This window comes from Actinomadura terrae (assembly GCF_022751215.1).
GTDB lineage: Bacteria > Actinomycetota > Actinomycetes > Streptosporangiales > Streptosporangiaceae > Spirillospora > Spirillospora terrae.
This window is the reverse complement of record NZ_JAICDG010000007.1, coordinates 1-26,565: the sequence shown is the minus strand read 5'-3', so window position 1 is coordinate 26,565 and position 26,565 is coordinate 1. Positions and strand designations below refer to the sequence as shown.

The 26,565-nt window shown below is 73.6% G+C and carries 26 protein-coding genes and 1 tRNA gene; 14 read left to right on the top strand and 13 right to left on the bottom strand.

All coding sequences use genetic code 11. The annotated features are described in order from the left end of the window. Window positions 1-79: 79 nt before the first annotated feature. The gene (gene icmF, locus K2F47_RS34190) at window positions 80-3,298 is read right to left on the bottom strand and encodes a fused isobutyryl-CoA mutase/GTPase IcmF (RefSeq protein WP_242910297.1); all 3,219 of its coding nucleotides are present in this window, start codon (window positions 3,296-3,298) and stop codon (window positions 80-82) included. Window positions 3,299-3,387: 89 nt separating this feature from the next. Between icmF and K2F47_RS34185 the strand changes: the two genes are divergently transcribed. From K2F47_RS34185 to K2F47_RS34175, 3 genes are all read left to right on the top strand, one after another. Further along, window positions 3,388-3,879 (top strand): MarR family transcriptional regulator, encoded by a 492-nt coding sequence (locus K2F47_RS34185; RefSeq protein WP_242910296.1) that lies wholly within the window; start codon window positions 3,388-3,390, stop codon window positions 3,877-3,879. A 159-nt stretch (window positions 3,880-4,038) separates the two neighbouring features. Next, on the top strand, window positions 4,039-4,839 hold the full coding sequence (locus K2F47_RS34180) for a tryptophan 2,3-dioxygenase (protein WP_242910295.1): 801 nt from the start codon (window positions 4,039-4,041) through the stop codon (window positions 4,837-4,839). Continuing rightward, window positions 4,829-6,184 carry an FAD-dependent oxidoreductase gene (locus tag K2F47_RS34175; RefSeq protein ID WP_242910294.1) on the top strand — a complete coding sequence of 452 codons (1,356 nt, stop codon included), beginning with the start codon at window positions 4,829-4,831 and terminating at the stop codon, window positions 6,182-6,184. The genes K2F47_RS34180 and K2F47_RS34175 overlap by 11 nt, the downstream gene beginning before the upstream one ends. Here K2F47_RS34175 and K2F47_RS34170 read toward each other — a convergent pair. Beyond that, window positions 6,147-7,637, bottom strand: coding sequence for an MFS transporter (locus K2F47_RS34170; protein ID WP_242910292.1), 1,491 nt, complete (start codon window positions 7,635-7,637; stop codon window positions 6,147-6,149). The genes K2F47_RS34175 and K2F47_RS34170 overlap by 38 nt on opposite strands. Before the next feature lie 63 nt (window positions 7,638-7,700). Between K2F47_RS34170 and K2F47_RS34165 the strand changes: the two genes are divergently transcribed. Beyond that, window positions 7,701-7,937 (top strand): hypothetical protein, encoded by a 237-nt coding sequence (locus K2F47_RS34165; protein WP_242910289.1) that lies wholly within the window; start codon window positions 7,701-7,703, stop codon window positions 7,935-7,937. Between the two features lie 161 nt (window positions 7,938-8,098). Here K2F47_RS34165 and K2F47_RS34160 read toward each other — a convergent pair whose 3' ends face one another. Genes K2F47_RS34160 through moaA form a run of 3 tightly spaced genes read right to left on the bottom strand, consistent with a single transcriptional unit; the run spans window position 8,099 to window position 10,044 of the window. Next, window positions 8,099-8,389, bottom strand: coding sequence for a DUF6457 domain-containing protein (locus K2F47_RS34160; RefSeq protein ID WP_242910287.1), 291 nt, complete (start codon window positions 8,387-8,389; stop codon window positions 8,099-8,101). A gap of 56 nt (window positions 8,390-8,445) precedes the next feature. Beyond that, a complete protein-coding gene (gene mobA, locus K2F47_RS34155; RefSeq protein WP_242910285.1) occupies window positions 8,446-9,036 on the bottom strand; it encodes a molybdenum cofactor guanylyltransferase in 591 nt (196 codons plus the stop codon). 18 nt (window positions 9,037-9,054) lie between these two features. Continuing rightward, on the bottom strand, window positions 9,055-10,044 hold the full coding sequence (gene moaA / locus K2F47_RS34150) for a GTP 3',8-cyclase MoaA (RefSeq protein ID WP_242910284.1): 990 nt from the start codon (window positions 10,042-10,044) through the stop codon (window positions 9,055-9,057). Between the two features lie 148 nt (window positions 10,045-10,192). Here moaA and K2F47_RS34145 point away from each other — a divergent pair, with 148 nt between their 5' ends. From K2F47_RS34145 to K2F47_RS34135, 3 genes are all read left to right on the top strand, one after another. Beyond that, a complete protein-coding gene (locus tag K2F47_RS34145) occupies window positions 10,193-11,002 on the top strand; it encodes an alpha/beta hydrolase (RefSeq protein ID WP_242910283.1) in 810 nt (269 codons plus the stop codon). A gap of 163 nt (window positions 11,003-11,165) precedes the next feature. Next, window positions 11,166-13,370: an MMPL family transporter gene (locus K2F47_RS34140; protein ID WP_242910282.1), complete on the top strand. Its 2,205-nt coding sequence runs from the start codon at window positions 11,166-11,168 to the stop codon at window positions 13,368-13,370. A gap of 10 nt (window positions 13,371-13,380) precedes the next feature. Continuing rightward, a complete protein-coding gene (locus K2F47_RS34135) occupies window positions 13,381-14,064 on the top strand; it encodes a response regulator transcription factor (protein WP_242910281.1) in 684 nt (227 codons plus the stop codon). A 33-nt stretch (window positions 14,065-14,097) separates the two neighbouring features. Here the strand turns inward: K2F47_RS34135 and K2F47_RS34130 are convergent, their stop codons facing one another. The 3 genes from K2F47_RS34130 to K2F47_RS34120 all read right to left on the bottom strand — a co-directional run bounded on the left by K2F47_RS34130 (window position 14,098) and on the right by K2F47_RS34120 (window position 17,905). Continuing rightward, window positions 14,098-15,291, bottom strand: coding sequence for an RtcB family protein (locus tag K2F47_RS34130; RefSeq protein WP_242910280.1), 1,194 nt, complete (start codon window positions 15,289-15,291; stop codon window positions 14,098-14,100). Between the two features lie 125 nt (window positions 15,292-15,416). After that, window positions 15,417-17,210, bottom strand: coding sequence for a SelB domain-containing protein (locus tag K2F47_RS34125; RefSeq protein ID WP_242910279.1), 1,794 nt, complete (start codon window positions 17,208-17,210; stop codon window positions 15,417-15,419). A gap of 188 nt (window positions 17,211-17,398) precedes the next feature. Then, window positions 17,399-17,905 carry a MarR family winged helix-turn-helix transcriptional regulator gene (locus K2F47_RS34120; RefSeq protein WP_242910278.1) on the bottom strand — a complete coding sequence of 169 codons (507 nt, stop codon included), beginning with the start codon at window positions 17,903-17,905 and terminating at the stop codon, window positions 17,399-17,401. An 82-nt stretch (window positions 17,906-17,987) separates the two neighbouring features. Between K2F47_RS34120 and K2F47_RS34115 the strand changes: the two genes are divergently transcribed. Further along, entirely contained in the window at window positions 17,988-19,439 is a 1,452-nt protein-coding gene (locus K2F47_RS34115; protein ID WP_242910277.1) for an MFS transporter, read from the top strand. 141 nt (window positions 19,440-19,580) lie between these two features. Next, window positions 19,581-21,473: a propionyl-CoA synthetase gene (locus tag K2F47_RS34110; RefSeq protein ID WP_242910275.1), complete on the top strand. Its 1,893-nt coding sequence runs from the start codon at window positions 19,581-19,583 to the stop codon at window positions 21,471-21,473. A 28-nt stretch (window positions 21,474-21,501) separates the two neighbouring features. On the opposite strand, the gene K2F47_RS34105 is transcribed toward K2F47_RS34110, so the two are convergent. Together K2F47_RS34105 and selD are read right to left on the bottom strand one after the other, a co-directional pair. Next, window positions 21,502-21,771, bottom strand: coding sequence for a GlsB/YeaQ/YmgE family stress response membrane protein (locus K2F47_RS34105; protein WP_242910274.1), 270 nt, complete (start codon window positions 21,769-21,771; stop codon window positions 21,502-21,504). Window positions 21,772-21,874: 103 nt separating this feature from the next. Then, the gene (selD, locus tag K2F47_RS34100; protein WP_242910273.1) at window positions 21,875-22,879 is read right to left on the bottom strand and encodes a selenide, water dikinase SelD; all 1,005 of its coding nucleotides are present in this window, start codon (window positions 22,877-22,879) and stop codon (window positions 21,875-21,877) included. 99 nt (window positions 22,880-22,978) lie between these two features. Here selD and K2F47_RS34095 point away from each other — a divergent pair. The 3 genes from K2F47_RS34095 to K2F47_RS34085 all read left to right on the top strand — a co-directional run bounded on the left by K2F47_RS34095 (window position 22,979) and on the right by K2F47_RS34085 (window position 23,672). Beyond that, window positions 22,979-23,074 (top strand) — tRNA-Sec (locus K2F47_RS34095). 52 nt (window positions 23,075-23,126) lie between these two features. Then, window positions 23,127-23,318 carry a DUF3099 domain-containing protein gene (locus K2F47_RS34090; RefSeq protein ID WP_242910272.1) on the top strand — a complete coding sequence of 64 codons (192 nt, stop codon included), beginning with the start codon at window positions 23,127-23,129 and terminating at the stop codon, window positions 23,316-23,318. Window positions 23,319-23,390: 72 nt separating this feature from the next. After that, complete coding sequence (locus K2F47_RS34085) at window positions 23,391-23,672, top strand: trimeric intracellular cation channel family protein (protein WP_242910271.1); 282 nt, start codon at window positions 23,391-23,393, stop codon at window positions 23,670-23,672. 176 nt (window positions 23,673-23,848) lie between these two features. On the opposite strand, the gene K2F47_RS34080 is transcribed toward K2F47_RS34085, so the two are convergent. The 3 genes from K2F47_RS34080 to K2F47_RS41055 form a co-directional block, all read right to left on the bottom strand. Next, entirely contained in the window at window positions 23,849-24,043 is a 195-nt protein-coding gene (locus K2F47_RS34080; RefSeq protein WP_242910270.1) for a BldC family transcriptional regulator, read from the bottom strand. A gap of 280 nt (window positions 24,044-24,323) precedes the next feature. Continuing rightward, entirely contained in the window at window positions 24,324-24,626 is a 303-nt protein-coding gene (locus tag K2F47_RS34075) for a hypothetical protein (RefSeq protein WP_242910269.1), read from the bottom strand. Window positions 24,627-24,691: 65 nt separating this feature from the next. Next, window positions 24,692-24,826 (bottom strand): hypothetical protein, encoded by a 135-nt coding sequence (locus K2F47_RS41055; RefSeq protein WP_272497892.1) that lies wholly within the window; start codon window positions 24,824-24,826, stop codon window positions 24,692-24,694. Window positions 24,827-25,383: 557 nt separating this feature from the next. On the opposite strand from K2F47_RS41055, the gene K2F47_RS34070 reads away from it, so the two are divergent. Next, the gene (locus K2F47_RS34070) at window positions 25,384-26,190 is read left to right on the top strand and encodes a helix-turn-helix domain-containing protein (protein ID WP_242910268.1); all 807 of its coding nucleotides are present in this window, start codon (window positions 25,384-25,386) and stop codon (window positions 26,188-26,190) included. Further along, window positions 26,187-26,378 carry a DUF397 domain-containing protein gene (locus K2F47_RS34065; protein ID WP_242910266.1) on the top strand — a complete coding sequence of 64 codons (192 nt, stop codon included), beginning with the start codon at window positions 26,187-26,189 and terminating at the stop codon, window positions 26,376-26,378. The genes K2F47_RS34070 and K2F47_RS34065 overlap by 4 nt, the downstream gene beginning before the upstream one ends. Window positions 26,379-26,565 lie beyond the last annotated feature (187 nt).

Here is a 26,565-nt window from a genome sequence, read left to right as displayed (position 1 = left end):
CGCCCAGCTCTGAAGCACCCAGACCGCCCCCAGGTCCGACGCGCACCGGAGCCGGCGCCCGCCTCCGGGCCGGGCGGCGTCACACGTTGCGGCGGTACTGGCCTCCCACCTCGAAGAACGCGTCGGTGATCTGCTGGAGGCTGCACACCCGCGCCGCGTCGACCAGGACGGCGAACACGTTCCCGCCCGAGCGCGCCGCGTCCTTGAGCGCGGCCAGCGCCGACTCGGCCTCCTCGCGGTGCGCGGCCTGGTAGGCGCGGACCCGGTCGAGCTGCGAGCGCTTCTCCTCGTCGGTGGCGCGCGCCAGCTCGATCGTCTGCGGGGTGCCCGCGTCCGCGTCGGGGCTCCGGAAGGTGTTGACGCCGACGATCGGCAGCGAGCCGTCGTGCTTGCGCTGCTCGTACAGCATCGACTCGTCCTGGATGCGGCCGCGCTGGTAGCCGGTCTCCATCGCGCCGAGCACGCCGCCGCGCTCGCTGATGCGGTCGAACTCGGCGAGCACCGCCTCCTCGACGAGGTCGGTCAGCTCGTCGATGACGAACGACCCCTGGAGCGGGTTCTCGTTCATCGCGAGGCCCCACTCCCGGTTGATGACGAGCTGGATCGCCAGGGCCCGGCGGACGGACTCGGCGGTCGGGGTGGTGACGGCCTCGTCGTAGGCGTTGGTGTGCAGGCTGTTGCAGTTGTCGTAGATGGCGATGAGCGCCTGCAACGTCGTGCGGATGTCGTTGAAGTGCATCTCCTGCGCGTGCAGGGACCGCCCCGACGTCTGCACGTGGTACTTGAGCTTCTGGCTGCGCTCGTTGGCGCCGTACCGGTCGCGCATGGCGACGGCCCAGATGCGGCGGGCGACGCGTCCGAGGACGTTGTACTCGGGGTCCATGCCGTTGGAGAAGAAGAACGACAGGTTGGGCGCGAAGTCGTTCACGTCCATGCCGCGCGCCAGGTAGGACTCGACGTAGGTGAACCCGTTGGCCAGCGTGAACGCGAGCTGGCTGATGGGGTTCGCGCCCGCCTCGGCGATGTGGTAGCCGGAGATGGACACCGAGTAGAAGTTGCGGACGGAGTTGGCGATGAACCACTCCTGGATGTCGCCCATCATCCGCAGCGAGAACTCGGTGGAGAAGATGCAGGTGTTCTGCCCCTGGTCCTCCTTGAGGATGTCGGCCTGGACGGTGCCCCGCACGGTCGACAGGACCCGCGCGCGGACCTGCGCGGCCTCCTCCTCGGACGGCTCGCGCCCGTGCTCCTCGCGGAACGCGTCCATGCCCTGGTCGATGGCGGTGTTGAGGAAGAACGCGAGGATCGTCGGCGCGGGCCCGTTGATCGTCATCGACACCGACGTGGTCGGCGAGGACAGGTCGAACCCGTCGTAGAGCGCCTTCATGTCGTCCAGCGTCGCGATCGACACCCCGGACGTGCCGACCTTGCCGTACACGTCGGGGCGCTCGCCCGGGTCCCGCCCGTACAGCGTGACCGAGTCGAACGCGGTGGACAGCCGGGTCGCGGGCTGCCCCTCCGAGAGCAGCTTGAAGCGCCGGTTGGTGCGGAACGGGTCGCCCTCGCCCGCGAACATGCGCGCCGGGTCCTCGTTGTCGCGCTTGAACGGGAACACGCCCGCCGTGAACGGGAACCTCCCGGGCAGGTTCTCCGAGCGCAGGAACCGCAGCAGCTCGCCGTGGTCGGTGTAGCGGGGCAGCGCGACGCGCGGGATCCGGCTGCCCGACAGGGACTCGCGGGTCAGCGGCGTGCGCAGCTCCCGGTCGCGGATCCGGACGACCTGCTCCTCGCCCGAGTACGCCTCCACGACGGCCGGCCAGCCCTCGATCAGCTCGGCGTTGGCGGGCTCGACGTCCCGGCGGACCTTCTCCAGCAGCGCCTCGACCTCGGCGGCGTCGGTCAGCTCGGCGCGCACCTCGTCCAGCCGCTGGACGCGCCGGACGGCCTCGACCTGCCGCCGCGTCTGCTCGTGGTAGCCGCGCACGGTCTCGGCGATGTCGGACAGGTACCGGACGCGCGCGGGCGGGATGATCGTCGCGGCGCCGGTGGACACCTTCGTCTCCGCCTTCGGCAGCGTGCCGGGCTCCAGGTGCAGCCCGTGCTCGCCGAGGAGCCCGCCCAGATGCTGGTAGAGCGCGGTGACCCCGTCGTCGTTGAACGTGGCGGCGCTCGTGCCGAACACCGGCATGTCGTCGGGCCGCTGCCCGAACGCCTCGCGGTTCCGGACGAGCTGGCGCGACACGTCCCGCAGCGCGTCGGCCGCCCCGCGCCGCTCGAACTTGTTGATCGCGACCACGTCGGCGAAGTCGAGCATGTCGATCTTCTCCAGCTGGGACGCGGCGCCGAACTCCGGCGTCATCACGTACAGCGACACGTCCACCAGCGGGACGATCGCGGCGTCGCCCTGCCCGATGCCGGGGGTCTCCAGGATCACGAGGTCGTAGCCGGCGGCCTTGCACGCGGTGACGATGTCCTCGATGCCGCCCGGCAGCTCCCGCGCGCCGCGCGTGGCGAGCGAGCGGAAGAACACGTGGTCGCCGTCGAGGGAGTTCATGCGGATGCGGTCGCCGAGCAGCGCGCCGCCGCCGCGCCGCCGGGTCGGGTCGACGGCGAGCACCGCGACGCGGGCCTTGTCCTGCTGGTCGACGCGCAGCCGCCGCACCAGCTCGTCGGTGAGCGAGGACTTGCCGGAGCCGCCCGTCCCGGTGATGCCGAGCACGGGCACGTGCCGCTTCGCGGCGGCCTCGGCGAGCAGCGCCCGGTCGGCGTCCGGGAGACTCCCGGCCTGGAGGCAGGTGATCGCGCGGGCGAGGGCGCGGCGGTCGCCGGCGACGACGCCGTCCGCGGGGGCGGGCTCGGCGGCCAGGTCGACGTCGCAGTCGCGGACCAGCTCGTTGATCATCCCGGGCAGGCCGAGGCGCTGGCCGTCCTCGGGCGAGAAGATCCGCACCCCGGCGGCCGACAGCCGCGCGATCTCCTCGTGCACGATCACGCCGCCGCCCCCGCCGAACACGCGTACGTGCCCGGCGCCCGCCTCCTTGAGGCTCTGCGCGAGGAACTCGAAGTACTCGACGTGCCCGCCCTGGTAGGAGCTGATCGCGACGCCCTGCGCGTCCTCCTCCAGGACGGCGTCGACCACCTCGCGCACCGAGCGGTCGTGCCCGAGGTGCACCACCTCGGCGCCCTGCGATTGCAGGATGCGCCGCATGATGTTGATCGCGGCGTCGTGCCCGTCGAACAACGCCGCCGCCGTCACGAACCGCACCGGATGCTCCGGTACGTGGAGCTGCCCCGTCACCGTCTCCACCCCAACCCTTGGACATCCAATATTTGGAAGTTAAAATAGTTTCCGTGCGAGATCAGGTCAAGGACACATACGCTCGTGCGATGCCCACCCCCGATCCCATCGCCGAGGCCCACCGCCAGTGGAGCGCCCGCTGGCCCGAGCACGCGGACCACATGGCCGCCGTGACCTCGGTGATGCGCGCCCAGCAGCTCCTGCTGAGCCGCGTGGAGGCCGTCCTCAAGCCCTACGGCCTCACGTTCGCGGCCTACGAGGCCCTGCGCCTGCTCGCGTTCACGCGCACCGGCACCCTCCCCATGGGCAAGATGGGCAACCGCCTCATGGTCCACCCCGCCTCCGTGACCAACGTGATCGGACGGCTGGAGCAGCGCGGGCTCGTCAGCCGCGGCCCCTCCCCCGCCGACCGCCGCGTCGTCCTCGCCACCATCACCGGCGCCGGACGCGAGCTGGCGGAGGAGGCCACGGCCGCGCTCAACGAGTCCGGCTTCGGCATCGCCGGGCTGCCCGCCGCCCAGGCCGTCGAGATCACCGCCGCGCTCCGCGCCGTCCGCGCCGACGCGGGCGACGTCGAGTAGCCGGGCCGTCGAGTAGCCGGGCGGTCGAGGAGCCGAGCGGTCGCGCGGTCCCAACGACCGAGATGTCGGATATGTGACTCCCGTTCGCGCCCTCGGGCCGGATGCCCGGATAGATCAAATATGCTGCGAATCACACCGGGAAGGCGCGAGGAGGCGGCAATGGCGGATTCGCCGACGACGACGTACGGCGGCTACCTGCGGCTCGACCGGCTGCTGTCATGCCAGGAGCCGAAGACCGGCGCGCACGACGAGCTGCTGTTCGTGATCATCCATCAGGTCTACGAGCTGTGGTTCAAGCAGATCCTGCACGAGGCGGCGCTCCTCCAGCGCAGGCTGGAGGAGGGCAACAGCGCCGGGTCGCTGCACACCGCCCGCCGGATCGCCAAGATCCTCAAGACCGTCGTCGGGCAGCTGGACGTGCTGGAGACGATGACGCCCCGCCAGTTCGCGTCCTTCCGCGACGCGCTCGGGACCTCCAGCGGCTTCCAGAGCGAGCAGTTCCGCGAGCTGGAGGCCGTCCTCGGGCGCCGCGCGTTCCCCGCCTCCGACCTGCGCGACGACGAGCGCCTCCAGGCCGCCGTCGCCCGCCCCTCGCTGTTCGACTCGCTGCTGCGCTACCTGGCCGGCCGCGGCCATCCCGTCCCGCCCGAGGCCCTCGACCGCGAGGTCTCGCGCACGTGGGAGCCGAACGAGGACGTCCAGAAGGTCCTGCTCGCGGTCTACGCCGACGAGAGCGGCCCCGCAGCCGAGGTGTGCGAGGCGCTCGTCGACGTGGACGAGGGCATCCAGGAGTGGCGGTACCGGCACCTGAAGATGGTCGAGCGGACGATCGGCGCCAAGATCGGCACCGGCGGCTCGGCGGGCGCCGACTACCTGCGCTCCACCCTGTTCGCGCCCGCCTTCCCCGACCTGTGGGAGGTCCGCTCGCAGACCGAGGAGGTCCCCGTCCATGGCGCGTGACGGCGCGGCGCACGAGCAGGGAGCCGGGGGCGGCGGGCACGTCGCGATCGTCGGCGCGGGACTCGCGGGCTGCCTGCTCGCCGTGCTGCTCGGCCGGCGCGGCATCGAGACGACCGTGTACGAGCGGCGCCCCGACCCGCGCGTCGCGGGCGCCGAGCAGGGCCGCTCGATCAACCTGGCGATCTCGGCGCGCGGCCTGGCGGCGCTGGAGCAGGTCGGGCTGCGCGACCACGCGCTGAAGCAGGCGCTGCCCATGCACGGCCGCATGGTGCACCCGCGCGGCGGCGACCCGAACTTCCAGCCCTACAGCGCCGGCCGCGAGCGCGCGATCAACTCGATCAGCCGCGCCGAGCTGAACCGGTCGCTGCTGGAGACCGCCGAGGCGACGCCCGGCGTCCGGCTCGTCTTCTCCCAGCGCGTCACGGGGGTGGACACCAAGGCGGGCGCGCTGCTCCTGGAGGACCCGGCGGGCCGGTCGAGCACCGTCCCCGCCGACGTCGTCCTCGCCGGGGACGGGGCCTACAGCGCCGTCCGCGCGTCGCTGCGGCCGGACGGCGACGCCGACTTCCTGGAGCACGGCTACAAGGAGCTGACGGTCCCGCCGCGCGACGGGGAGTTCGCGCTGGACCCGGACGCGCTGCACATCTGGCCGCGCGGCACGTCCATGATGATCGCGCTGCCCAACCTCGACCGGTCCTTCACCTGCACGCTGTTCTGGCCGAAGCCGGACTTCGACGTCCTCGACACCCCCGACCGGGTGACCGCGTACTTCGCCGAGCACTACCCGGACGTGGCGAAGCTGATGCCCGGCCTCGCCGAGGACTACGAGCGCAACCCCGTCGGGTCGCTCGTCACCGTCCGGTGCTGGCCGTGGGTGCGCTACGGCGACGGCGCGATCGTCGCCCTGCTGGGGGACGCGGCGCACGCGATCGTCCCGTTCTTCGGGCAGGGCGCCAACTGCGCGTTCGAGGACTGCGTCGAGATCGACCGGTGCCTGACCGAGACCGCCGGGCACTGGCCGCGCGCACTGTCGCTCTACCAGGAGCGCCGCAAGGCCAACACCGACGCGATCGCCGAGATGGCGCTGGACAACTTCGTCGAGATGCGCGACCGGGTGTCCTCGCCGGTGTACCGGGCCAAGCAGGCGGCGACCCACGCGCTGGAGCGGCGCCTCGCGGGCCGCTACGTCTCCCGGTACGAGCTGGTGTCGTTCTCCACGATCCCGTACGCGGAGATCCCGGCCCGCATCAGGCGGCAGAACCGCGTCCTCGCCGGGGTCGCCGCCGGGACCGCGGGGGCGCTCGCGCTCAGCCTCCGCGCCCTTCGCCGGCGGGCCCGCCGCTGACGGCGCCGGCCGTCTCGTCCCCGCCCGCCGGACGGCCCTGGCGGCGGGAGATCAGGAGGTCGGCGACGGCGGCGGCCAGCGCCGCCAGCACGAACGCGAGGATGACGATGAGGCCCTGCCGGAACGCGGCGGCCCAGTCGCCGTGCGACCCGGACACCGACGCGAAGAACACCGACCCGACGGCGGCGATCCCAGTCGCGGTGCCGACGCGCTGGCCGGTCTGGAGGACCCCGGCGGCGCTGCCGCCCTCGGTGTAGGGGATCTCCGACAGCGTGATCGTCTGGTTGGGCGCGATCACCAGCCCGCTCCCGGTGCCCGCGACCAGCAGCGGCACCGCGGTCGCGAGCGCGACGCCGCGTCCGGGCTCCAGCTCGACCGCGATCCACGCGGTCACCAGCCCGAGCGCGACCAGGCCGAGCCCGGCGGCGACGAGCGGGCGCCCGTACCGGTGGACGACCCGTCCGCCGACCGAGGCCGCGATGCCCGACCCCACCGCGAACGGCGTGATCGCCAGGCCCGCCTCCAACGCGCTGTAGTCCAGGCCGTTCTGGAGGTAGAGGGTGAAGATGAAGAACACGGCGGTGAACCCGGCGAAGTACAGCAGCGCGATCGCCGCGCCGAGCGCGTACGAGCGGCGCCGGAACATGCCGAGATCGACCATCGGCGTCCGCGTCCGCCGCTCCCACGCCACGAACGCGGCGAGGAGCGCGGCCGCGGCGGGCAGCAGCAGCCACTTGCCGGAGCCGTGCCACTCCTGGTTCTGGACGAACGGCAGCAGCACGCACAGCACGCCCGCGCCCAGCAGCAGCACGCCCGGCGGGTCGAGCCCCTGCCGCTCCCCGTAGATCGGCTCGGGCAGCAGCCGCCACGCCAGCGGCAGCGCGACCAGGCCGACCGGGACGTTGACGTAGAACACCCAGCGCCAGCCCTCGTCCGCCCCGGCCAGCGCGATCAGCGTGCCGCCGAGCAGCGGGCCGGTCGCGGTCGCGATCCCGATGACCGAGCCGAGCGCGCCGAACGCCTTGCCGCGCTCGGCGCCCTGGAACAACTGCTGGATGAGCCCGGCGACCTGCGGGTTCAAGATGCCGCCCGCGACGCCCTGGAGCAGCCGCGCGCCGACCAGCCAGCCGATCCCCGGCGCGATCCCGGCGAGCGCGCTCGCCGCGGTGAACAGGGCGAGCCCCGACATGAACACCGCGCGCCTGCTGCGCGCGTCGCCGAGCCGCCCGGCGGGGACGAGGACCAGCCCGAACGTCAGCGCGTAGCCCGAGAGAATCCACTGGAGGCCGGCCTCGGAGGCGTCCAGGCCCTCCCGGATCGAGGGCAGCGCCACGTTGACGATGCTGACGTCCAGCAGGGTCATGAACGCCGCGACCAGGCACACCGACAGCGCCTGCCAGCGGCGCCGCGCGCCGGAGCCGTTCCCGGCGGCGGCCGGGGTCCCGGTGCGCACGAGCCCGTCCTTTCCGAAGATCGCGCCGTCAAACGCACCGGACGGCCATGCCAGAGTTGCGGTATGACCGATTCCGCGCCGGAGACCGGCCCCGACGAACTCCAGTGCTCCGCCAAGGGCTGCCGCGCCGACGCCGTCTGGGCGCTGCGCTGGAACAACCCGAAGATCCACACGCCGGACCGGCGGAAGATCTGGCTGGCCTGCGACGAGCACCGCGAGAGCCTGTCGGCGTTCCTGAACCGCCGCGACTTCCTCCGCGACGTCGTCCCCGTCGCCGACCGGAACACGCGGTGTTCATGAAGCCCCGGCCCACGTCCCTCGCCTGGCGGCTCGGGACGTGACCGTGCCTTTGCGGGCGCGGATCGCTTCGCGATCTTCGCGGTGGGGGCCTCGCCTCCGGCGTCGGCCCCCACCGCTCAGCTACGCGCCCGCGTGACGGCCGGGGTCGCTGGAGGAATCTCCTAGGCCTCGTCGAGGGCGGCTGCTGGGGCGGCGTTCGCCGACTCGGACGGGGCGGCCTGGTCCGGCTGCCAGCCTTCGGCGAGTTCGGTGAGGCGGGCGGCGGCGTCGCGGGCGGGGGCGCCGCGGCCGACCGCGAGGCCCAGCAGGTACGCCGTGAGCGGCGCGCCCGGGCGGGCGACCCCGTGGGCGACGTCGCGGGCCAGGTCGAGCACCAGGTCGCGGTCGATGTCGCCGCGGTCCAGGCCGAGCTCCCCGCAGGCCGCCTCCAGCCAGTCCTCCAGTACCGACATGCGGCCCCCTTCCGTCCTACGCGGTGTCGTCCTACGCGGTGCCCACTCTCGCACGGTCAACGCGGTTCGCGCGCGAGGCGCTCGGCGCGGGCGAGTTCCTCCGGGGTGTCGCAGTCGTACCACGGGGGGCGGGCCCCGGCGGGCAGCGCGACCGCGGCCGGTTCCAGCGGTCCGAGGAGCCCGCGTAGGGACGCGCCCGGGTAGCCGGCGAGGGCGTCGCGGAGGGCGTCGGCCCGCCAGCAGCCCGCGAGCCACTGCTCTCGGCCGTCCTCGTCGACGAGGACGGCGCCGGGACGGCCGCGCGCCGCGTCCAGCAGCGCGGCGAGGTGCGCGGGGCGCAGGAACGGCAGGTCGGCGGCCAGCAGCGCGAACCACGGAGCGCGGACCTCGGCGAGCCCGGCGCGGAGCGCGGGGACCGGCCCCGCGCCCGGCGGGTCCTCCCGGACGAGGACGGCGTCGGGCAGCACGCCGCGCGGCGGCCCCACCACGACCAGCCGGGACGCGCCCGACGCGGCGGCGGCCACCCACTCGACGAGCGCCCGCCCGCCGACGGTCGCGCCCGGTTTGTCGGCGCCGCCGAACCGCCGCGCCCGGCCCCCGGCCAGCAGCACGGCGTCGAACGCCTCGCTCGCCGGTCCAGTGCTCACAGGCCCCGAGCCCACCGCTCAGCCGCCGATCGCCGACATCGGACGCGAGGGCTGGAGGAAGGTCGGGTCGTCGATGCCGTGCCCGGCGCGCTTGGCCCGCACGGCCGCGCGCCAGCGCGCCACGAGGTCGGCGTCGGTGGCGCCGCCGCGCAGGGCATCGCGCAGGTTGGACTCCTCGGTGGCGAACAGGCAGTTGCGGACCTGCCCGTCGGCGGTGAGCCGGACGCGGTCGCAGGCGCCGCAGAACGGGCGGGTCACCGAGCCGATCACGCCGACCTCGGCGGGCCCGCCGTCGACGAGGAACGACTCGGCGGGGGCGCTGCCGCGCTCGTCCGCGTCGCCGGGGACGAGGTCGAACGCGGCGGAGAGCCGGTCGAGGATCTCCTCGGCGGTGACCATGTTCTCGCGGGTCCAGCCGTGCTGGGCGTCCAGCGGCATCTGCTCGATGAAGCGGAGCCGGTAGCCGTGCTCAAGGCAGAACCGCAGCAGCGGGACGGCCTCGTGGTCGTTGATCCCGCGCATCAGCACCGCGTTGATCTTCACCGGGGCCAGCCCGGCCGCGCGCGCCGCCGCGAGCCCGGCGAGGACGTCGCCGAGCCGGTCGCGGTGCGCGAGCCGCTTGAAGGTCGCGGGATCGAGGGTGTCGAGCGAGACGTTCACCCGGTCGAGCCCGGCGTCGGCGAGCGGCGCCGCCAGCCGGTCGAGGCCGATCCCGTTGGTGGTCAGCGACACCTGCGGACGCGGCGCGAGCGCTGCCGTCCGCCGCACGATCTCGGGGAGGCCGCGCCGCAGCAGCGGCTCCCCGCCGGTGTAGCGGACCTCGGTGATGCCGAGCTCGGTGACGCCGAGCCGAACGAGCCGCAGCACCTCCTCGTCGGTGAGCAGCTCCGGCTTGGGCAGCCAGTCCAGCCCCTCGGGGGGCATGCAGTACGAGCACCGCAGGTTGCACCGGTCGGTGAGGGAGACCCGCAGGTCCGTCGCGGTTCGGCCGAAGGTGTCGACCAGCACGGGCGCCCCTTTCCTGCCGCCGGACGGCCCGGGCAGCGGGCCGCCGGCGATTGTGGTCGGTCGTTCAAGCCTATTCCGGTGGTTGACGATCCGCGCCATCACGGGAGACGGTTTCGAACCGGTACGAAACGAGCACGGGAGGTCACCGATGGTCACGCCGACCACATGGGAGTTCGCGGGGACGCGGGGGGCCGTCACCGCGCGGATCTGGGCGGCCCCGAAGCCCCGCTACGTCGCCGTGCTGGTGCACGGCTACGGCGAGCACCTCGGGCGCTACGGGCACGTCGCCGACGCCCTGGTGCGGCACGGCGCCGCGGTGTGCGGGCCCGACCACATGGGGCACGGGCTGTCGGCGGGCGAGCGGGTCCTGGTCGAGGACTACGAGGACGTCGTCGCCGACGTCCACACGGTGGTGGAGGCGGCGCGCGGCGACCATCCCGGGCTGCCGGTCGTGGTGATCGGCCACTCCATGGGCGGCCTGGTCGCCGCCCGGTACGCGCAGCTGCACGGGACGGGGCTGGCCGCGCTGGCCCTGTCGGGCCCGGTGCTCGGCCGCTGGCACGTGGTGGACGAGCTGCTGCCGCTGGAGGAGATGCCCACCGATCCGATCGACGTCTCCACGCTCTCCCGGGACCCGGCGGTCGGCCGGGCCTACGCCGAGGACCCGCTGGTGTGGCACGGCCCGTTCCGGAAGGCCACCGTCCGGGCTCTGGACGCGGCGCTGCGGCGGGTCAACGAGCACGGTTCGCTGGGCGCGCTGCCCGTCCTGTACGTGCACGGGGCGGCGGACCGGCTCGTCCGCCCGGAGGACAGCCGGATCGGCGTGGAGGCCGTCCGCGGCCCCGGCCTCATCGAGCGCCACTACCCGGGCGCCCGCCACGAGGTGTTCAACGAGACCAACCGCGACGAGGTCCTCGCCGACGTCACCGCGTTCATCGACCGCGTGCTGGGCGGCTGAGCGGATCCGGTGAGTCTCCTGGGAGCCGCCTGGGAGTCCCCCCGCCCTTCCCCCCGCTGATCGGCGATGATCACGTACCGCGTCCGCGCGGGGGCGCCCGGCTCCCAGCCGCCGCCCCCGGCGCTCCCAGGGACCTGGCGGGAGCCCGCGCCAGCCTGGCCGCGTGAAATTCACCAAGAGACCCCGAGAGGGCACCGAGACGGCATCGGCGGACCCGCGCGTGTTCGCCGCGCTCGGCCGGATGGTGGTCGGGCATCCCTGGCGCGTGATCGCGGTGTGGGTCGTGGCGGCGGTCGCGGTGATCGCCCTGTCCCCCGGCCTGCCGACCAGCAACGACGAGAGCGACTTCCTGCCCGGCCACTACGAGTCGGTCAGGGCGGGGAAGGTGCGGGACGCGGCGTTCCCCGACACGTTCGCGCCTGCGGCGGTCGTGGTCGTCAGCCGCGCCGACGGGCGCCCGCTGTCGGCCGCCGACTCCGCGCGGGTCGCCGGGGTCGCGAAGTCGGTGCAAGACGCGCACCTCAAGGACGCGCACCTGAAGAACGTCGCCGAGCTCGTGCCGGGGCCGCCGGCGCCGAACCGGCTCGTGCAGACGATCGCCGTCCGGATGCCGCCGGGCGTCGGCACCGACACCCCCGAGGCGGCGGACGCGGCGCAGGCGCTGCGCGGCGAGCTGAGACGGCTCACGGCGGGCACGGGACTGCGGGCCCGCACGACCGGCGCCGCGTCCGCCGCGCTGGACGACCGGGAGTCCAGCGGCGACGCCGACCTCCTCGTCATGATCGCCACGCTGGTGCTGATCCTGGTGCTGCTGCTGGTGATCTTCCGGAGCCCGGTGACCGCGCTGCTGCCGATCGTCGTGCTGGCCGTGCTGTCGCAGGTCGCGAACGGGCTGATCGCCGCGACCGTGCGGGCGCTCGGGCTCCGGGCGGACTCCTCGGCCTCGCAGCTGCTCATCGTCGTGCTGTTCGGCGTCGGCACCGACTACATCCTGTTCCTGATGTTCCGCTACCGGGAACGGCTGCGCGCGGGCGACGACCCGAAGACCGCGATGGTCGGCGCGCTCGCGCGGGTCGGCGAGGCGATCACCTCGGCCGCCGGAGTGGTGATCATCGCTTTCCTGGCGATGACGCTGTCGACGCTGTCGCTGTTCCGCTCGTGGGGGCCGTCGCTGGCGATCGCCGTGACCGTGACGCTGCTCGGCGGCCTGACGCTCGTCCCGGCCGTCGTCTCCCTGCTCGGGACCAGGGTGTTCTGGCCGTCCAAGGCATGGCGGCGGGAGCCGGAGGCGGCGAGGTTCGCGCGCGTCGGCGCGTCGCTGGCCCGCCGTCCCGCGCTGTACGCGGCCGTCGCCGGGGGCGTCCTCGCCGTCCTCGCGGTGGGGTCGTTCGGGTTCAGGCCCGACTTCGACCTCGCGGCCGGGGCGCTGCCGTCCTCGGCGGAGTCGCGGGTCGCGCTGGAGGACCTCCAGCGGGGCCTGCCCGCCGGTTCGACGGACCCGACCCACGTCTACCTCACGGGCCGCAAGCTCGACCGGGCGGAGCTGGGGCGGTTCGGCGAGAGGCTGAAGGCCGTGGAGGGCGTCGGCGAGGTCGCGCCGCCGCAGGTCGGCCCGGACGGCCGGACGGCCGGGTTCTCGGTCGTGCTGGCCTCGGCGCCCGAGTCGGCCCGCGCGCTGGACACCGTCCGGGGGCCGCTGCGCCGCACCGTCCGGCAGGCCGCCCCCGCGGGGACGGACGCGCTGGTCGGCGGCAGCACGGCGGTGTACGTCGACATCCGCGCGGCGATGAACCGGGACTACTCGGTCGTGTTCCCGGCCGCCGCCGCGCTGATCTTCCTGGTGCTGGCGCTGCTGCTGCGCAGCCTCGTCGCGCCCTGGTACCTGCTCGCCTCCGTCGGGCTCGGCTTCGGCGCGACGCTCGGCGCGACGGCGCTGCTGTTCCAGCAGGCGGGCGGCAAGCCGGGGCTGCTGTTCCACCTGCCCCTGATCATGTACATGTTCGTCGTCGCGCTCGGCACCGACTACAACATCCTGATCATGGCGCGGCTGCGGGAGGAGGCCCGGGAGGGCGCCGCGCCCCGGCCCGCGCTGGCCGCCGCGATCCGGCACACCGGGCCCACGATCGGCGCCGCCGGGCTGATCCTCGCCGGGTCGTTCGCCGCGCTGATGCTCGCGGGCAACCAGGTCCTCGTCGAGGTCGGCTTCGCGATCTCGTTCGGGATCGCGGTCGCCGCGTTCGTCATGGCGCTGTTCGTGACGCCGGGGCTGACCGCGCTCATCGGGCACCGCGCCTGGTGGCCGGGGCACGGCGCCGCGCCGCCCGCCGCCGACCCGGCGCCGGTCCCGGCGGGACGGCGCACGTCCTAGTCTCGGGATCATGGAGGAGAGCGCGCGCCTGCTCGTGGTGGACGACGAGCCGACCATCCGCGAGCTGCTGGCGGCGAGCCTGCGGTTCGCGGGGTTCGCCGTCACCGCCGCGGCCACCGGCGAGGAGGCGGTGGCCGCGGCGGCGCGCGAGCGGCCCGACCTCGTCCTGCTGGACGTGATGCTCCCCGACCTCGACGGCTTCGCGGTCATCGCGCGGCTGCGCGAGCGGGGCGGCCCGCTGCCGGTGCTGTTCCTCACCGCGCGGGACGCCCCGTCCGACAAGGTCAGGGGCCTGACCGCCGGGGGCGACGACTACGTCACCAAGCCGTTCGACCTGGAGGAGCTGATCGCCCGGATCCGCGCCGTGCTGCGCCGCAGCCGCGGCCCCGGCGGGCTGCTCGCCGTCGCCGATCTGAGCCTGGACCCGGCGTCCCACCAGGTACTGCGGGGCGGGGAGCCGGTGCGGCTGTCACCCACCGAGTTCCGGCTGCTCCGCTACCTGATGGAGAACGCGGGGCGGGTGCTGTCCAAGCCGCAGATCCTCGGACGGGTGTGGGAGTACGACTTCGGCGGCGACGCGAGCATCGTCGAGTCCTACATCGGCTACCTGCGCCGCAAGGTCGACGCGGGCGAGCCGAAGCTCATCCACACCGTCCGCGGCGTCGGCTACGTCCTACGCCCCCCGCCCGCCTAGCGCGCCTTTCGAAACGGCTCAGCCGGAGCGGCCTCAGCCCTTCACGCAGATCAGCTGGCGCAGGTGCGCGACGACCTCGACGAGGTCGGACTGGGACTCCATCACCGTCTCCAGGTCCTTGTAGGCGCCCGGGATCTCGTCGATGACGCCGCCGTCCTTGCGGCACTCGACCCCCTTCGTCTGCTCGATCAGGTCCTCCACGGTGAAGTTCTTGCGGGCCTTGTTGCGGCTCATCCTGCGGCCCGCGCCGTGCGACGCCGAGTTGTAGGCGGTCTCGTTGCCGAGGCCGCGCACGATGTAGGTGCCGGTCGCCATCGAGCCGGGGATGATGCCGAGATCCCCCGCGCCCGCGCGGATCGCGCCCTTGCGGGTGACGAGCAGCTCGGCGCCGTCGTAGGTCTCCTCCGCCACGTAGTTGTGGTGGCAGGAGATGACCTCGTCCCACTTGCAGCGCTGCTCGCCGAACCGGCGGGTCACGACGCCCTGCGCGAGCGCCATCATGACCGCGCGGTTGCGGCGCGCGTACTCCTGCGCCCAGAACAGGTCGTGCCGGTAGGCGTCCATCTTCGCGGTGCCGGTGAGGAACACCGCGAGGTCGTCGTCCGGCAGGTCCTGGTTGTGCGGCAGCTTGCGGGCGGCCTCGATGTGGTGCTCGGCCAGCTCGTTGCCGATGTTGCGGGACCCCGAGTGCAGGACGAGCCAGATCGCGCCGTCGTCGTCCGCGCACAGCTCCAGGAAGTGGTTGCCGCCGCCGAGCGTGCCCATCTGCTGGCGGGCGCGGCCGAGGCGCGCGCGGACCGCCGGGTGCAGGTCCTCGAACGCCTTCCAGAAGTCGTACCAGCCGCGCTCCTTCAGGTTCGGCAGCCCGGACGGGTCCACCGCCTGCTTGTGGGAGCCGCGCCCGACCGGGATCGCCCTCTCCAGGCGGTGGCGCAGGCCCGCGAGGTCGTCCGGCATGTCCTCGACGGTGAGCGAGGACTTCGCGGCGGTCATTCCGCAGCCGATGTCGACGCCGACCGCAGCCGGGGACACCGCGTCGCGCATGGCGATGACGGAACCGACCGTCGCGCCCTTTCCGTAGTGGACGTCGGGCATCACCGCGAGCCCTTCCACCCACGGCAGCGCGGAGACGTTGCGGAGCTGGTCGAGGGCGAGATCCTCGACGGTGGCGGGGTCGGTCCACATCCGGATCGGAACGCGGCCGCCCTTCAGAGTCTGGTACGGCATGCCTTCTCCTTCTTCCGGGTAACCGAACCGAGGTATATGACGCCAGAAAACAGCGGTGCGTTTCAAAGGGTTTTTTCCGCTGAATACCCTCGGCATTCGAAAAATGCGTCCCGGTGGGGCGGCGGTCAGGAGGGGCGGCGCTCGGTGAGCCCCAGGTGGTCGAGGTGGCGCAGCAGCGCGACCGCGACGCGGCGGCTCGTCTCCAACGCGTCCCCGGCCTGCCCGGGCGTGAACGGCTGGGGCAGCGCGGACAGGATCCGCAGCGCCTCCCGGTCGGCGCCCGGCAGCAGCACGACGCCGTCCCCGAGGCGGAGCACGGCGCCCGCGCGCTCGGCCGCCGCGAGCGCGCCGCCGGTCAGCCCGAGCTCGGCGAGCCGTTCGGCGGCGGGCGCGTCGAACGGCGCCCGCGACAGCTCGGCGCGCAGCCGCTCCACGGCCGCGGCGACACCCGGCGGCAACGCCCCCGGCGACGGCGCACCCGGCCCCGGCATGCCCGGTGACGACGTGCCCGCTGAGAGGGCGCCGCGGGGTGGGGCGACGGGCGGCGGGGTGCCCAGTGGGCCGTGGACGCGGCCGTTCTCCAGCCGCAGCGGCGGCCGGACCAGCGCGGCGGCGAGCCGCCGGGACGGCAGCCCGAGCCGCAGCCGGACGGTCTCCAGCGGCACGCCCGGCGCCCGCGGCCGCTCGGCGGCGTGCCGGGCCGCCTCCTCGGCGAGGCGCGCCCGAAGCGCCTCCCAGTGGGCGGGGTCGGCGAGCCAGCCGTCGTGCGGGACGACGGCGTCCGGCGGCGGCGCGCAGCCCATCGGCTCCAGCTCGGACCGGCGGAGCACGCCGTGCCGGGCGAGGATCACGGCGCCGCCCGGACGGTCCGGCCAGGACGCCAGCTCCCGCGCCCGCGCCGCCGCGTCCCCGCGCCGGACGAGCGGCGGCGGCCGGACGTCCAGCACGCTCACCCCCGCGACGGCGCGGCGGGCGGGGTCGCGCAGCAGGCCGGTGTCGCCGACGTGCAGCGCGAGGCGCGCGTTCAGCGTGAGGCGGGCGGTATCGGGGCCGAGCGGCCGCAGCCGCACCGGGACGGCCGCCGACCCGAGGTGCAGGATCATCTGCCGCGCGAGCCGCCCGGACGCCTCGCCGAAGCGGGTGCGGACGTCCACGCAGGCGGTGAGCGTCCAGCGGCCCGGGGTGACGGCGGCGGTCACGCCCGGGCCCGGGGCCCCGCCGCGCAGGGACAGCGTGACGCGGGCGAACCCGCGCGCCTCGGCGCCGGGCCCGGCGTGGGGCTCGGCGCCGCTCTCGACCGCCTCGACGCGGGCGCGGCCGCCGGAGGGCAGCAGGAGCAGCTCGTCCCCGGCGCGGACCGTCCCGCCGCCGAGCGTGCCGGTGACGACGGTCAGGCCGCCGTCGCTGTCGGCGTGGTCGGCCCACAGCCGCACCGGCGCGTCCGGGTCGGGGACGGGCAGGCGGGCGGCGAGCCGGTCGAGGGCGGCGGCCAGCTCGCCCATCCCGGCGCCGGTGGCGGCGCTGACCGCGACGGCCTCGACGCCGCCGAGCGCGGTCCCGGTGAGGCGCTCGCGGGCCTGCCGCAGCACGAGTTTCGGGTCGGTCAGGTCGGCGCGGGTGACGGCGAGCACGCCGTGCCGGACGCCGAGGGCGTCGAGCGCGGCCAGGTGCTCGGCCGACTGCTCCGTCCAGCCCTCGTCGGCGGCGACGGCGAACAGCACGGCGGGCACCGTCGCGGCCGCGGCGATCACGGCCGGGACGGACCGTTCCCCACCCGGGATGTCGACGAACGCGATCCGGCCGCCCGAGGGCAGGTCGGCCCAGCCGCGGCCGGGCCCGGCGGTGCCACGGCCGGTGAGCGCGCGCACGAGCGCCGACTTGCCGTGCCCGGAATGCCCGGCGGTGACGGCTAGGTGCATCGGCGTCCTGCCCGGCGGGGCGGGAGAGCGGGGCGGGGGTTGCGCGGACGAGGGTCCGCGGGAAGGTCCACGGAAGGCAACCCTAGGGACGGCGGGGGCGATAGCGGAAGCGGATCGAGACCGCACGCTGAGATGACACATCTCACCGTCCGGTGTGCGGTCCGGCGCGGCGGAGGCGCCCGCACAGGTCAGCCCGTACGGCGGGCCGCCGCCGCGTCGAGCCGGTCGCGGTGCGCCTCGAAGTCGTCCAGCATCCGGTGGACGAGACCGGCGAGCTGCTCGCGCTCGCCCGGCGACCACTCCGCGAGCGCGCCCGCCACCCACCGCCGTCCGACCGCGCGGATGCACTCGAACGCCTCCAGCCCGGCGTCGCTCAGCTCGACGCGGTAGGCGCGCCCGTCGCCGGGGTCGGGGACCCGGCGCACGTAGCCGACCCGCTCCAGCCGCTGGACCTGCCGGGTGACGTGCGGCGCCTCGACGGCGAGCCGCGCCGCCAGCTCGCTCGGGCGCATCGGCGCGTCCTCCTCGGCGAGCGTCCGCAGCAGCGGGACGGCGGCCCGGTCGACCGGTACCCCGGCCTCGGCGACGAGGCGCTCGTGCTGGCGGGTGCGGGTGAGCATGTGCGCGACGCGGGTGAGCGCGCGCTCGATCTCGACGATGTCCCGCGCGCTGTCCCTCGGGACCGGTGACGGCATGTGACCCATCCTACGATGCCATTACTTAACTTAAGTAAGTATAGTTGCCGGGTACGTCGCCCCGACCCGCCTGGAGGTTCCCATGACCGGCGTCCCTGCCGGCGTCCCCGCCACGACCGCCGCCCCGCCCGGCCGGGACGCCCGGCCCGCGCACACCGGCCTCACGCTGCTGGCGCTGGCCGTCGCCGGGATGGTGGTCTCGGTGCAGCAGACGCTGGTGATCCCGCTGCTCCCCCAGCTCATGCGCCACTTCGGCGCCTCGGTCACCGACGTGACCTGGGTGTTCACCGCCTCGCTGCTGGCCGGCGCGGTCGCGACCCCGCTGCTGTCGCGGTTCGGCGACATGTACGGCAAGAAGCGGATGGTGCTGCTCACGCTCGTCCTGCTGCTGGTGGGCTCGGTGATCTGCGCGCTGTCGGGCTCGCTGGCCGTCCTCATCGCCGGGCGCGCGTTGCAGGGCGTCTCGTCCGCGCTGATCCCGCTCGCGATCGGCATGATCAGGGACACGTTCCCGGTGGCGCGGATCACCACCGCGATCGGCATCGTCAGCGCCACGATGGGCGTCGGCGGCAGCATCGGCATGATCGTGACCGGGCTCATCGCGGACCGCACGTCGAACCACCACCCGGTGTTCTGGATCGCGGCCGGGCTGGCCGCCGCCGCGCTGGTGCTGATCGGGGCCACCGCGCGCGACGTCGGGGCCCGCGCGGGCGGGCGGCCCGACCTCGCGGGCGCCGCCGTCCTCGCCGCGTGGCTGGTCTGCCTGCTGCTCGCGATCAGCCAGGGCAACGCGTGGGGCTGGACGTCCGCGGGCGTCCTCGGGCTGTTCGGCGCGGCGGCCGTGCTGTGCGGGGTGTGGACGGCGGTCGAGCTGCGGGTGCGCGACCCGCTCGTCCGGCTGGGCCTGCTGGTCGGGCCGCGCTCGCTGTCGGCCAACCTCGCCTCGGCGCTGCTCGGCTTCTCGATGTTCGCCGCGTTCACGCTGATATCGGGGTTCGTGCAGTCGCCGTCCGACAGGATCGGGTACGGGCTGGACGGGTCGGTGCTGGACGTCGGGCTCTACATGCTGCCGAGCACCGTCACCATGCTCGTCTGCTCCGCGCTCGCCGGACGGATCTCCGCCCGGATCGGCCCCGCCCACACGCTCGCGATCGGGTCGGCGTTCGCGGGGCTGAGCTACCTGTGGCTCGCGCTGTCCAACTCCCACGCGTGGGACGTGCTCGCGTTCAGCGCCATCCAGGGCATCGGGTTCGGGATCGCCTACGCGGCGCTCGGGACGCTCGCCGTCCAGCACGTCCCGCTGGACCAGAGCGGCATCGCCAGCGGGATCAGCTCGCTCGTCCGCACCACCGGCGGCAGCGTCGCGGGCGCGGCCACCGCCTCGATCCTGGCCGGCCGGGTGCTCGCCGGCACCGACGTGCCGACGCTCGGCGCCTACGAGCTGTGCTTCTGGATCGTCGCGGCGGGCGCCGCGCTGGCCGCGCTGGTCGCCGTCGCGCACGGGTTGCGGTACCCGCACCGGACGGGCGGCTGACCCCGGCCGGCGGTGGGGCAGGGCCGGGCCGCGACGGATCGTGGCGGCGCGGGGCCTTGACGAACGGCGCCCGCGCCATGCCCTATAGGGGTGCGCCCCGAAACGCGGATTGGGGCCAGGGGACCGCACCGGGAGGACGAAATGGGCGCCTACGCGGCCGCGTACGAACGCAGCATCGCCGATCCGACCCGTTTCTGGGGGCTGGCCGCGCGGGACATCCGCTGGCTCGTCCCGCCCGACCGCGTGCTGGACGACGGCGCGCCGCCGTTCTACCGCTGGTTCACCGGCGGCGAGCTGAACACCTGCGACAACGCCCTCGACCGTCATGTCGAGGAGGGCCGCGGCGACCGGCCCGCCCTCGTCTACGACAGCCCCGTCACCGGGACGGTCCGCACCTACACCTTCCGGGAGCTGACCGGCCTGGTCGCCCGGTTCGCCGGGGCGCTGCGCCGGCAGGGCGTCGACCGGGGCGACCGCGTGGTCATCTACCTGCCGATGGTGCCCGAGGCGGTGGTGGCGATGCTGGCCTGCGCACGGCTCGGCGCCGTCCACTCGGTGGTGTTCGGCGGGTTCGCGGCGCGCGAGCTGGCCGCCCGGATCGACGACGCCCGGCCGAAGGCGGTCGTGTCGGCCTCCTGCGGCATCGAGGGCGACCGGGTCGTGGCCTACAAGCCGCTGCTCGACCAGGCGCTGGAGCTGGCCAAGCACAAGGTGGAACGGTGCGTGATCCGGCAGCGCGAGCAGCTGCACGCCGACCTCGTCCGGCCGCGCGACGTCGAGTGGGACGAGGCGGTCGCCGAGGCCGAGCCCGCCGAGTGCGTCCCGGTCGCCGCGACCGACCCGCTCTACATCCTCTACACCTCCGGGACGACCGGGCGGCCCAAGGGCGTGGTCCGCGACAACGGCGGGCACGCGGTGGCGCTGCGCTGGTCCATGGAGAACATCTACGGCATGGGGCCCGGCGACGTGTTCTGGGCCGCGTCCGACGTCGGCTGGGTCGTCGGCCACTCCTACATCGTGTACGGGCCGCTGCTGACGGGCTGCACGACCGTCCTGTACGAGGGCAAGCCGGTGGGCACGCCCGACGCGGGCGCGTTCTGGCGCGTCGCGGCCCAGCACCGGGTCAAGGCGCTGTTCGCGGCGCCGACCGCCATCCGCGCGATCAAGAAGGAGGACCCGGAGGGCGCCCTGCTCGCCGGGCACGACCTGTCCGCCCTGGAGACGCTGTTCCTCGCCGGGGAGCGCCTCGACCCCGACACCTACCGGTGGGCGTCGCGCGTGCTGGACCGGCCCGTCGTCGACCACTGGTGGCAGACCGAGACCGGCTGGCCGATCGTGGCGAACCCGCGCGGGCTGGAGCCGATGCCGATCAAGGCGGGGTCGCCCTCGCTGCCCGTCCCCGGCTACGACGTGCGCGTCCTCGGCCCGGACGGCGCTCCCGTCCCGACCGGCGTCGACGGCGACATCGCCCTGCGGCTGCCGCTGCCGCCCGGCACGCTGCCGACGCTGTGGCAGGACGACGAGCGGTTCGTCGAGTCCTACCTCACCCGGCATCCCGGCCACTACCTGACCGGGGACGGCGGCCACGTGGACGAGGACGGCTACGTCTGGGTCATGGGCCGCACCGACGACGTGATCAACGTGGCCGGGCACCGGCTGTCGACCGGGACGATGGAGGAGGTCATCGCGGCGCACCCGGCGGTCGCCGAGTGCGCGGTGATCGGCGTCCAGGACGCGCTGAAGGGGCAGGTGCCGCGCGGCCTGGTCGTGCTGAAGAGCGGCGTGCTCGCCGAGCCCGGGGAGCTGTCGGCCGAGCTGGTGCGGATGGTGCGCGAGCAGGTCGGGCCGGTCGCCTCGCTCCGGGAGGTCGCGGTCGTGCCCGCGCTGCCGAAGACGCGGTCGGGCAAGATCCTGCGCGGCGTGATGCGCGGGCTCGCCGACGGGCGGGAGGTGAGCGTCCCTTCCACGATCGAGGACCCCGCCGTGCTGGACGGGCTGCGCGCCGTCCTGCGCCCCTCCGACGCCCGGGGCTGAGGCTCAGCGGGCGCCTTCAGCGGCACCTTCAGCGAGCACCGGACCTCGGCCAGACCATCGCGACCAGGTACACGCCCGCCGCCGCGAGCGCGATCTGGAAGAGCGTCTCCCAGTAGTCCCAGCCGCCGTTCTCCAGCCCGACCAGGTGGGACAGGCCCGTCCCCGCGAACGCCGCGACGATCCCGACCGCGATCATGAGCCAGAGCGGCATCGTCGGCCGCCCCGGCGCGATCAGCCGGCCGAGCACGCCCACGGCGGCGCCCAGGACGACGGCGGCGAGACTCCCCCCAATGGTCATGTCCGCTCCTTCCCCCGTCCGGGCCCTACCCGCTCCGCGATCACCGACACGACCCGCGCGGCGGGTCTGCCCTGGTCAGCGGACGCGGGCTAGCGCACGCGGGTCAGCGGACGCGGAGCGCGCGGCGGCCCTGCGCGACCAGCTCCCCGATCACCGGCGCCCCGGGCACCTCGCCCGCGACCAGCAGCCCGCCGGAGGTCTGCGCGTCGGCGAGCAGCAGCCGCTCCTCCTCGGCGATCCGGCCGAAGTCGGTGTGCGGCGTCACCCACGCCAGGTTGCGGCGGGTGCCGCCGGGTACGAACCCGTCCCGGACGGCGGCGCGCGCCCCGTCCAGGTACTCCACCGCCTTCGCGTCGACGACCGCGGTGACGCCGGCGGCCCGCGCGAGCTTGTACAGGTGGCCGAGCAGCCCGTGCCCCGCGACGCCGGTGGCGCAGCGGACGCCGCGCTCCAGCGCCGCACGCGCCGCGTCCGCGTTCAGCCTCGTCATCGTCTCGACCGCGTGCGGGAACGCCTCGCCGGTCGCCTTGTGCCGGGCGTTGAGGACGCCGAGCCCGAGCGGCTTGGTGAGCGACAGCGGTACCCCGGGACGGCCCGCGTCGAGCCGCAGCGCCCGGTCCGGGTCGGCGGAGCCGGTCACGGCCAGGCCGTACTTCGGCTCGGGGTCGTCGATGCCGTGCCCGGGCGCGACCGGGCAGCCCGCGAGCTCCGCGACGTCGCGGCCGCCGCGCACGGCCTCGCGGGCCAGCTCCATCGGCAGCGCGTCACGCGGCCAGCAGAGCAGGTTCAGCGCCATCAGCGGGACGCCGCCGACCGCGTAGACGCCCGAGAGCGCGCTGGCGGCGGCGACCCGTCCCCAGTCGTAGGCGTCGTCGAGCACGGGCGGGAAGAAGCAGGCGGACGACACGAGCGCGCGGCCGCCGCCGGTGGGGAGCACGGCCGCGTCGTCGGCGCCGGTGCCGGCCAGCGCGTCACCCGCGAGGCCGTCGGCGGGCCCGGCGGTGAGTCCGGCCACCAGGCGCTCCAGCTCGCCCGGGGGGATGGTGCTGGCGCCACCGCCGCCGTGGGCGTACTGGGTGAGGCGGGCGGGTGGGACGATGCGGGTCACCCGGAAATTTAACGCACAATCATCTCAAATGATCAAGAAACGGACGGTGCGTGCACCGTCACCTCGGGACCGGTCCCGCTGACCACTAGGATCACCCGCGGAGGCGGGAGAGCGCCTGGTGGCCTTCACGATCTTCAAAATCGATGGTCCCGGGGACCCCGGGACGGCGGGTTCGATTCCCGTACGCCTCCGCCACCAGCCGGGATCATCATACGCGGTGATCATCGCGCGGGCGTAGCGTGAGGGGATGAGACGGCGCAGGATCGCCTACGGGATCATGATGGCGGTGTGCCTCACGCTGTTCGTCCTCGCCTGGGCGGTCGTCCGGCGGTTCTCGCCCGCGGCGGCGGTCGCGATGTCGGTCGTCGCGATGGTGATCCCGCCGTTCGCGGCGGTGGTGGCCAACTGGAACATCGACCGCACCGACCGGCGGGACTGAGCCGGGGGACGAGGCGGGACCGGCAGGGCGGCGGCACGCACGCAGCATCGGCACGGCGGGGAGAGGGGCCTGATGGCGGGTCCGGGGGTACCGGAGGTCCTGGACCTGGCGGGGATCTTCGTGTTCGCCGTGTCCGGGGGCCTCGCGGCGGTGCGGCAGCGGCTGGACGTCGTCGGGATGGTGGTGCTCGCGGAGATCACCGCGCTCGGCGGCGGCATCCTGCGGGACCTGCTGATCGGTGCGTCGCCGCCCGCCGCGTTCACCAGCCTCGGGTACGTGCTGGTGCCGCTCATCGCGTCCGCGCTGGTGTTCTTCTGGCACCAGAAGATACACCCAGGGTACTTCTACGGCTAGTGCTACGCCTGGGCCCCAACGCTGTCTCCCCTCCTCCTGTACCTCGTAGCCGGGCGCCTGGGAAATCGGCCGTGTGAGCAACTGGACGGGCCCCGGGTGCGGAGGGGCCTACTACCGCCGCCCGGGGCCCCACTCGCGTTCACGCGGGACGATGAAACCGCGCTCACGTGAGTCGTCTAACTCTGGCTCGTCTGCAAGCCCAGAAGATCCCGCACCACCACTTCGGAGTACCGGCGAGTCCCTCCCGGGGTCCAGATGAAGGGGATCTTTCCTTGCTTCGCCCACTTCGTGACGGTCCTGGGGTCCACGCGGAACATCTCCGCCACCTCCCCGGGCGTTAGAAGGTGGTCATGCTCTGGTGTCTCTGCCATGCGGGGGTCCTCCTGTCTGCGCGTCCGCCTGGACACGGGCCCCGGGCGGCAGGCGACCAACGAACCGCCCCCGGGCCCGCCACTCACACGCGAGGTACGGGGAACCTCGGACGCGTGAGGTCGCGGGCCCCGGCGAAAGCACCCAGCCGCCACCGGGGCCCGCATGCCCACGTGTGTGTGCACCCACACGCGGGCCCTTTCTAGGGGAGCCCCAGGGAAACGCCCCGGGGCTCACGGTCCGCGTGGTGCCGAATGGCCAATCCACGCGGACAACTAGGGGTCACCCGTCCGGCCGGACGAGTTTCCGAGCCAACACGACGAACTTGGAACCGCCCGCGTCGCCGCTCCCGTGCACCTGGTAGGCGAGCTTGTGGGCCGCGTCCCGGATCGTGGTTACCGCTCCAGGGAGTTGTCCGGCTTCCTCCAGGAGGGTCCGCACGTGCTTGGAGACCTCGTCAAACGCCATGGGAAAGGCGTCCGATGCCGGAAGCTCCTTCACCTCCGCGAGCGCTTCCGCCGCCCGCGAGCGGGAGGTATCGGCGACGAGTTGAATCAGCGCTCTGGGCCGCTTCTGGTCCGCCATGACCTCCTCGTACGCGGCGGCGGCTGTCTGCGCCAAATGCGCGGGACGCATCCGGGGTTCCATGGTCAGCCCTTCCAAGCGATGCGCAGCATCCAACCGGCGGCCCCGCACACCGTGCCGTAGACCAGCATCACCGCAGACATCCGCGCGAGCTCACCCGGGGGGACGGCCCCCGAGAAGGCGTGAACGATCGCGGTCATGGCGTCCTCCGCCGGAGCTCGTCAACCACGAGGCAAGTCGTCCGCCAGGGCTGCCCAAGGGGGGCGAGCCACGCCATTCCGCCGTCAGCATGGGGTGCCCAGAACCACCAATCATTTGGCGGCGGGTCCTGCCGATAGGCGCACCCCAGCGTGATCCTCCCGGGGACACCGTCCACGCGGAACACCGCCAAAGCCGGAAACCCGTCCCGCTCGACGAGCGCGCACCCCATGTCCGGCAGATCCGAAACGTACTCGCGGACGTGCCCGAGAGCCCCCAAACGGTCCGCATGCAACGGCGAGAGGACGGCCAGCAAGCCGGACACCGACGAACCCGCACCGGGGCCCACCTCAGCAGCTAAGGCAGGCGCAGGAGTCGAGTGGCGCCGGGGTACGGGCGTGGAATGCACTACGTGTCTCGGTTGGGCGTGCCTGGGTTGTGCGCGCATCCTCCACCTCACCTCGCGGGGCAGGTTTCCGTGTGACTGGCTACAAGGATGCGTCGTCCCGCGATACCTTCGCTAGGTTCGCGGAACACCGGAAACGTTACGGAGGCGCAGGTGGGAGAGGTCGATCACCTGGACCCAGACCGGTCATTGTGGGACTACATCGCCGTAGAGGTGCGCAGACTGAGGGAAGCTCGCGGCCTGTCCGGCAACCGGCTCGCGATCGAAATGGGGTGCGATCGTTCGTACGTTTCCCGGATTGAGAACGGAAGGCTGCGCCTTTCGCCCCAATATGCCCAGCAGCTCGACGAACTCTGGGGAACATCGTTCGCAAGACTCGTCCGTCTGGCGGAGGCGAGCGACGATGGCGACTGGTTCACGGGGCTTACGGAACTCGAAGCACAGGCAGTCCGTCACCGCATGTGGGCCGCGCTGCTCGTACCGGGACTGTTCCAGACGCCGGACTACGCGCGGGCGATGCTGTCCACCGGCATGGTGTCGGGGGTCGATGAGTGGCTAGAGAAGCGACTGGCTAGGCAGGCGGCCGTCTGGGAACGTCGGGAACCGGCCCTCGTGAGCGTGATTCTCAACTGGGCCGTTCTGGCGCAACCCGTGGGCGGGCGGGACGTGATGCGCGCACAGTTGGCGCACCTGTTGGAACTCGCGGAAGCTCCCCATGTCTCCGTCCGGGTCCTGGAGGTGTCCAGCGGAGCCCACAACGGTCTCGACGGGGCGTTCCGGCTGCTGACCGTGGGAGACAAGGACATAGCTTTCACGGATGCTCCGGAACGGGGACGACTCGTGACGACCCCCACGGACGTGATGAAGTACGAAGTACGCTACGACCGACTAAGCGACATCGCGGCACCCGTCGGCACATCGCGAAACATCATCCAGGCCAGCATGGAGACCTACTCATGACCCAATGGCGCAAGTCGTCGTACAGCGGTTCCACCGGGCAGTCCGACTGTGTGGAGGTTGCGCAACTCTCGGGAGACATCGGAGTGCGTGACAGCAAGGACCCGGGCGGCCTCAGGGTCACGCTTCACCCCGCGAGCTTCCGCGACCTGGTGGCCGAGATCAAGCGCGGCGACCACGACATGCCCTAGCTGCGGACAACGGCCCCGATCACGAACGTGTGTGGTCGGGGTCTTGTGCTGTCTGGTCGGCAGGGATGTTCGAGGGCAACCCTGACCCGTACCGCAAGGCCGTTCACGGCCTGAGGAACGGAAGCAGGGGCGGCAGCGCGAGCCCCCGACCCCCGCAGTGCTGTATCCGCGCGGCGAGTGACTTGAA

Bases quoted from the DNA above. Each gene is read 5' to 3' on its own strand.
- K2F47_RS34145 (WP_242910283.1), top strand. From the start codon at position 10,193: ATGGTCACGCCGACCACATGGGAGTTCGCGGGGACGCGGGGGGCCGTC.
- K2F47_RS34165 (WP_242910289.1), top strand. From the start codon at position 7,701: ATGACCGATTCCGCGCCGGAGACCGGCCCCGACGAACTCCAGTGCTCC.
- K2F47_RS34180 (WP_242910295.1), top strand. From the start codon at position 4,039: ATGGCGGATTCGCCGACGACGACGTACGGCGGCTACCTGCGGCTCGAC.
- K2F47_RS34105 (WP_242910274.1), bottom strand. From the start codon at position 21,771: ATGACCATTGGGGGGAGTCTCGCCGCCGTCGTCCTGGGCGCCGCCGTG.
- K2F47_RS34135 (WP_242910281.1), top strand. From the start codon at position 13,381: ATGGAGGAGAGCGCGCGCCTGCTCGTGGTGGACGACGAGCCGACCATC.
- K2F47_RS34175 (WP_242910294.1), top strand. From the start codon at position 4,829: ATGGCGCGTGACGGCGCGGCGCACGAGCAGGGAGCCGGGGGCGGCGGG.
- K2F47_RS41055 (WP_272497892.1), bottom strand. From the start codon at position 24,826: ATGACCGCGATCGTTCACGCCTTCTCGGGGGCCGTCCCCCCGGGTGAG.
- K2F47_RS34065 (WP_242910266.1), top strand. From the start codon at position 26,187: ATGACCCAATGGCGCAAGTCGTCGTACAGCGGTTCCACCGGGCAGTCC.
- K2F47_RS34130 (WP_242910280.1), bottom strand. From the start codon at position 15,291: ATGCCGTACCAGACTCTGAAGGGCGGCCGCGTTCCGATCCGGATGTGG.
- K2F47_RS34125 (WP_242910279.1), bottom strand. From the start codon at position 17,210: ATGCACCTAGCCGTCACCGCCGGGCATTCCGGGCACGGCAAGTCGGCG.
- K2F47_RS34110 (WP_242910275.1), top strand. From the start codon at position 19,581: ATGGGCGCCTACGCGGCCGCGTACGAACGCAGCATCGCCGATCCGACC.
- K2F47_RS34115 (WP_242910277.1), top strand. From the start codon at position 17,988: ATGACCGGCGTCCCTGCCGGCGTCCCCGCCACGACCGCCGCCCCGCCC.
- K2F47_RS34185 (WP_242910296.1), top strand. From the start codon at position 3,388: ATGCCCACCCCCGATCCCATCGCCGAGGCCCACCGCCAGTGGAGCGCC.
- K2F47_RS34120 (WP_242910278.1), bottom strand. From the start codon at position 17,905: ATGCCGTCACCGGTCCCGAGGGACAGCGCGCGGGACATCGTCGAGATC.
- K2F47_RS34085 (WP_242910271.1), top strand. From the start codon at position 23,391: ATGGCGGGTCCGGGGGTACCGGAGGTCCTGGACCTGGCGGGGATCTTC.
- K2F47_RS34075 (WP_242910269.1), bottom strand. From the start codon at position 24,626: ATGGCGGACCAGAAGCGGCCCAGAGCGCTGATTCAACTCGTCGCCGAT.
- K2F47_RS34160 (WP_242910287.1), bottom strand. From the start codon at position 8,389: ATGTCGGTACTGGAGGACTGGCTGGAGGCGGCCTGCGGGGAGCTCGGC.
- K2F47_RS34090 (WP_242910272.1), top strand. From the start codon at position 23,127: ATGAGACGGCGCAGGATCGCCTACGGGATCATGATGGCGGTGTGCCTC.
- K2F47_RS34080 (WP_242910270.1), bottom strand. From the start codon at position 24,043: ATGGCAGAGACACCAGAGCATGACCACCTTCTAACGCCCGGGGAGGTG.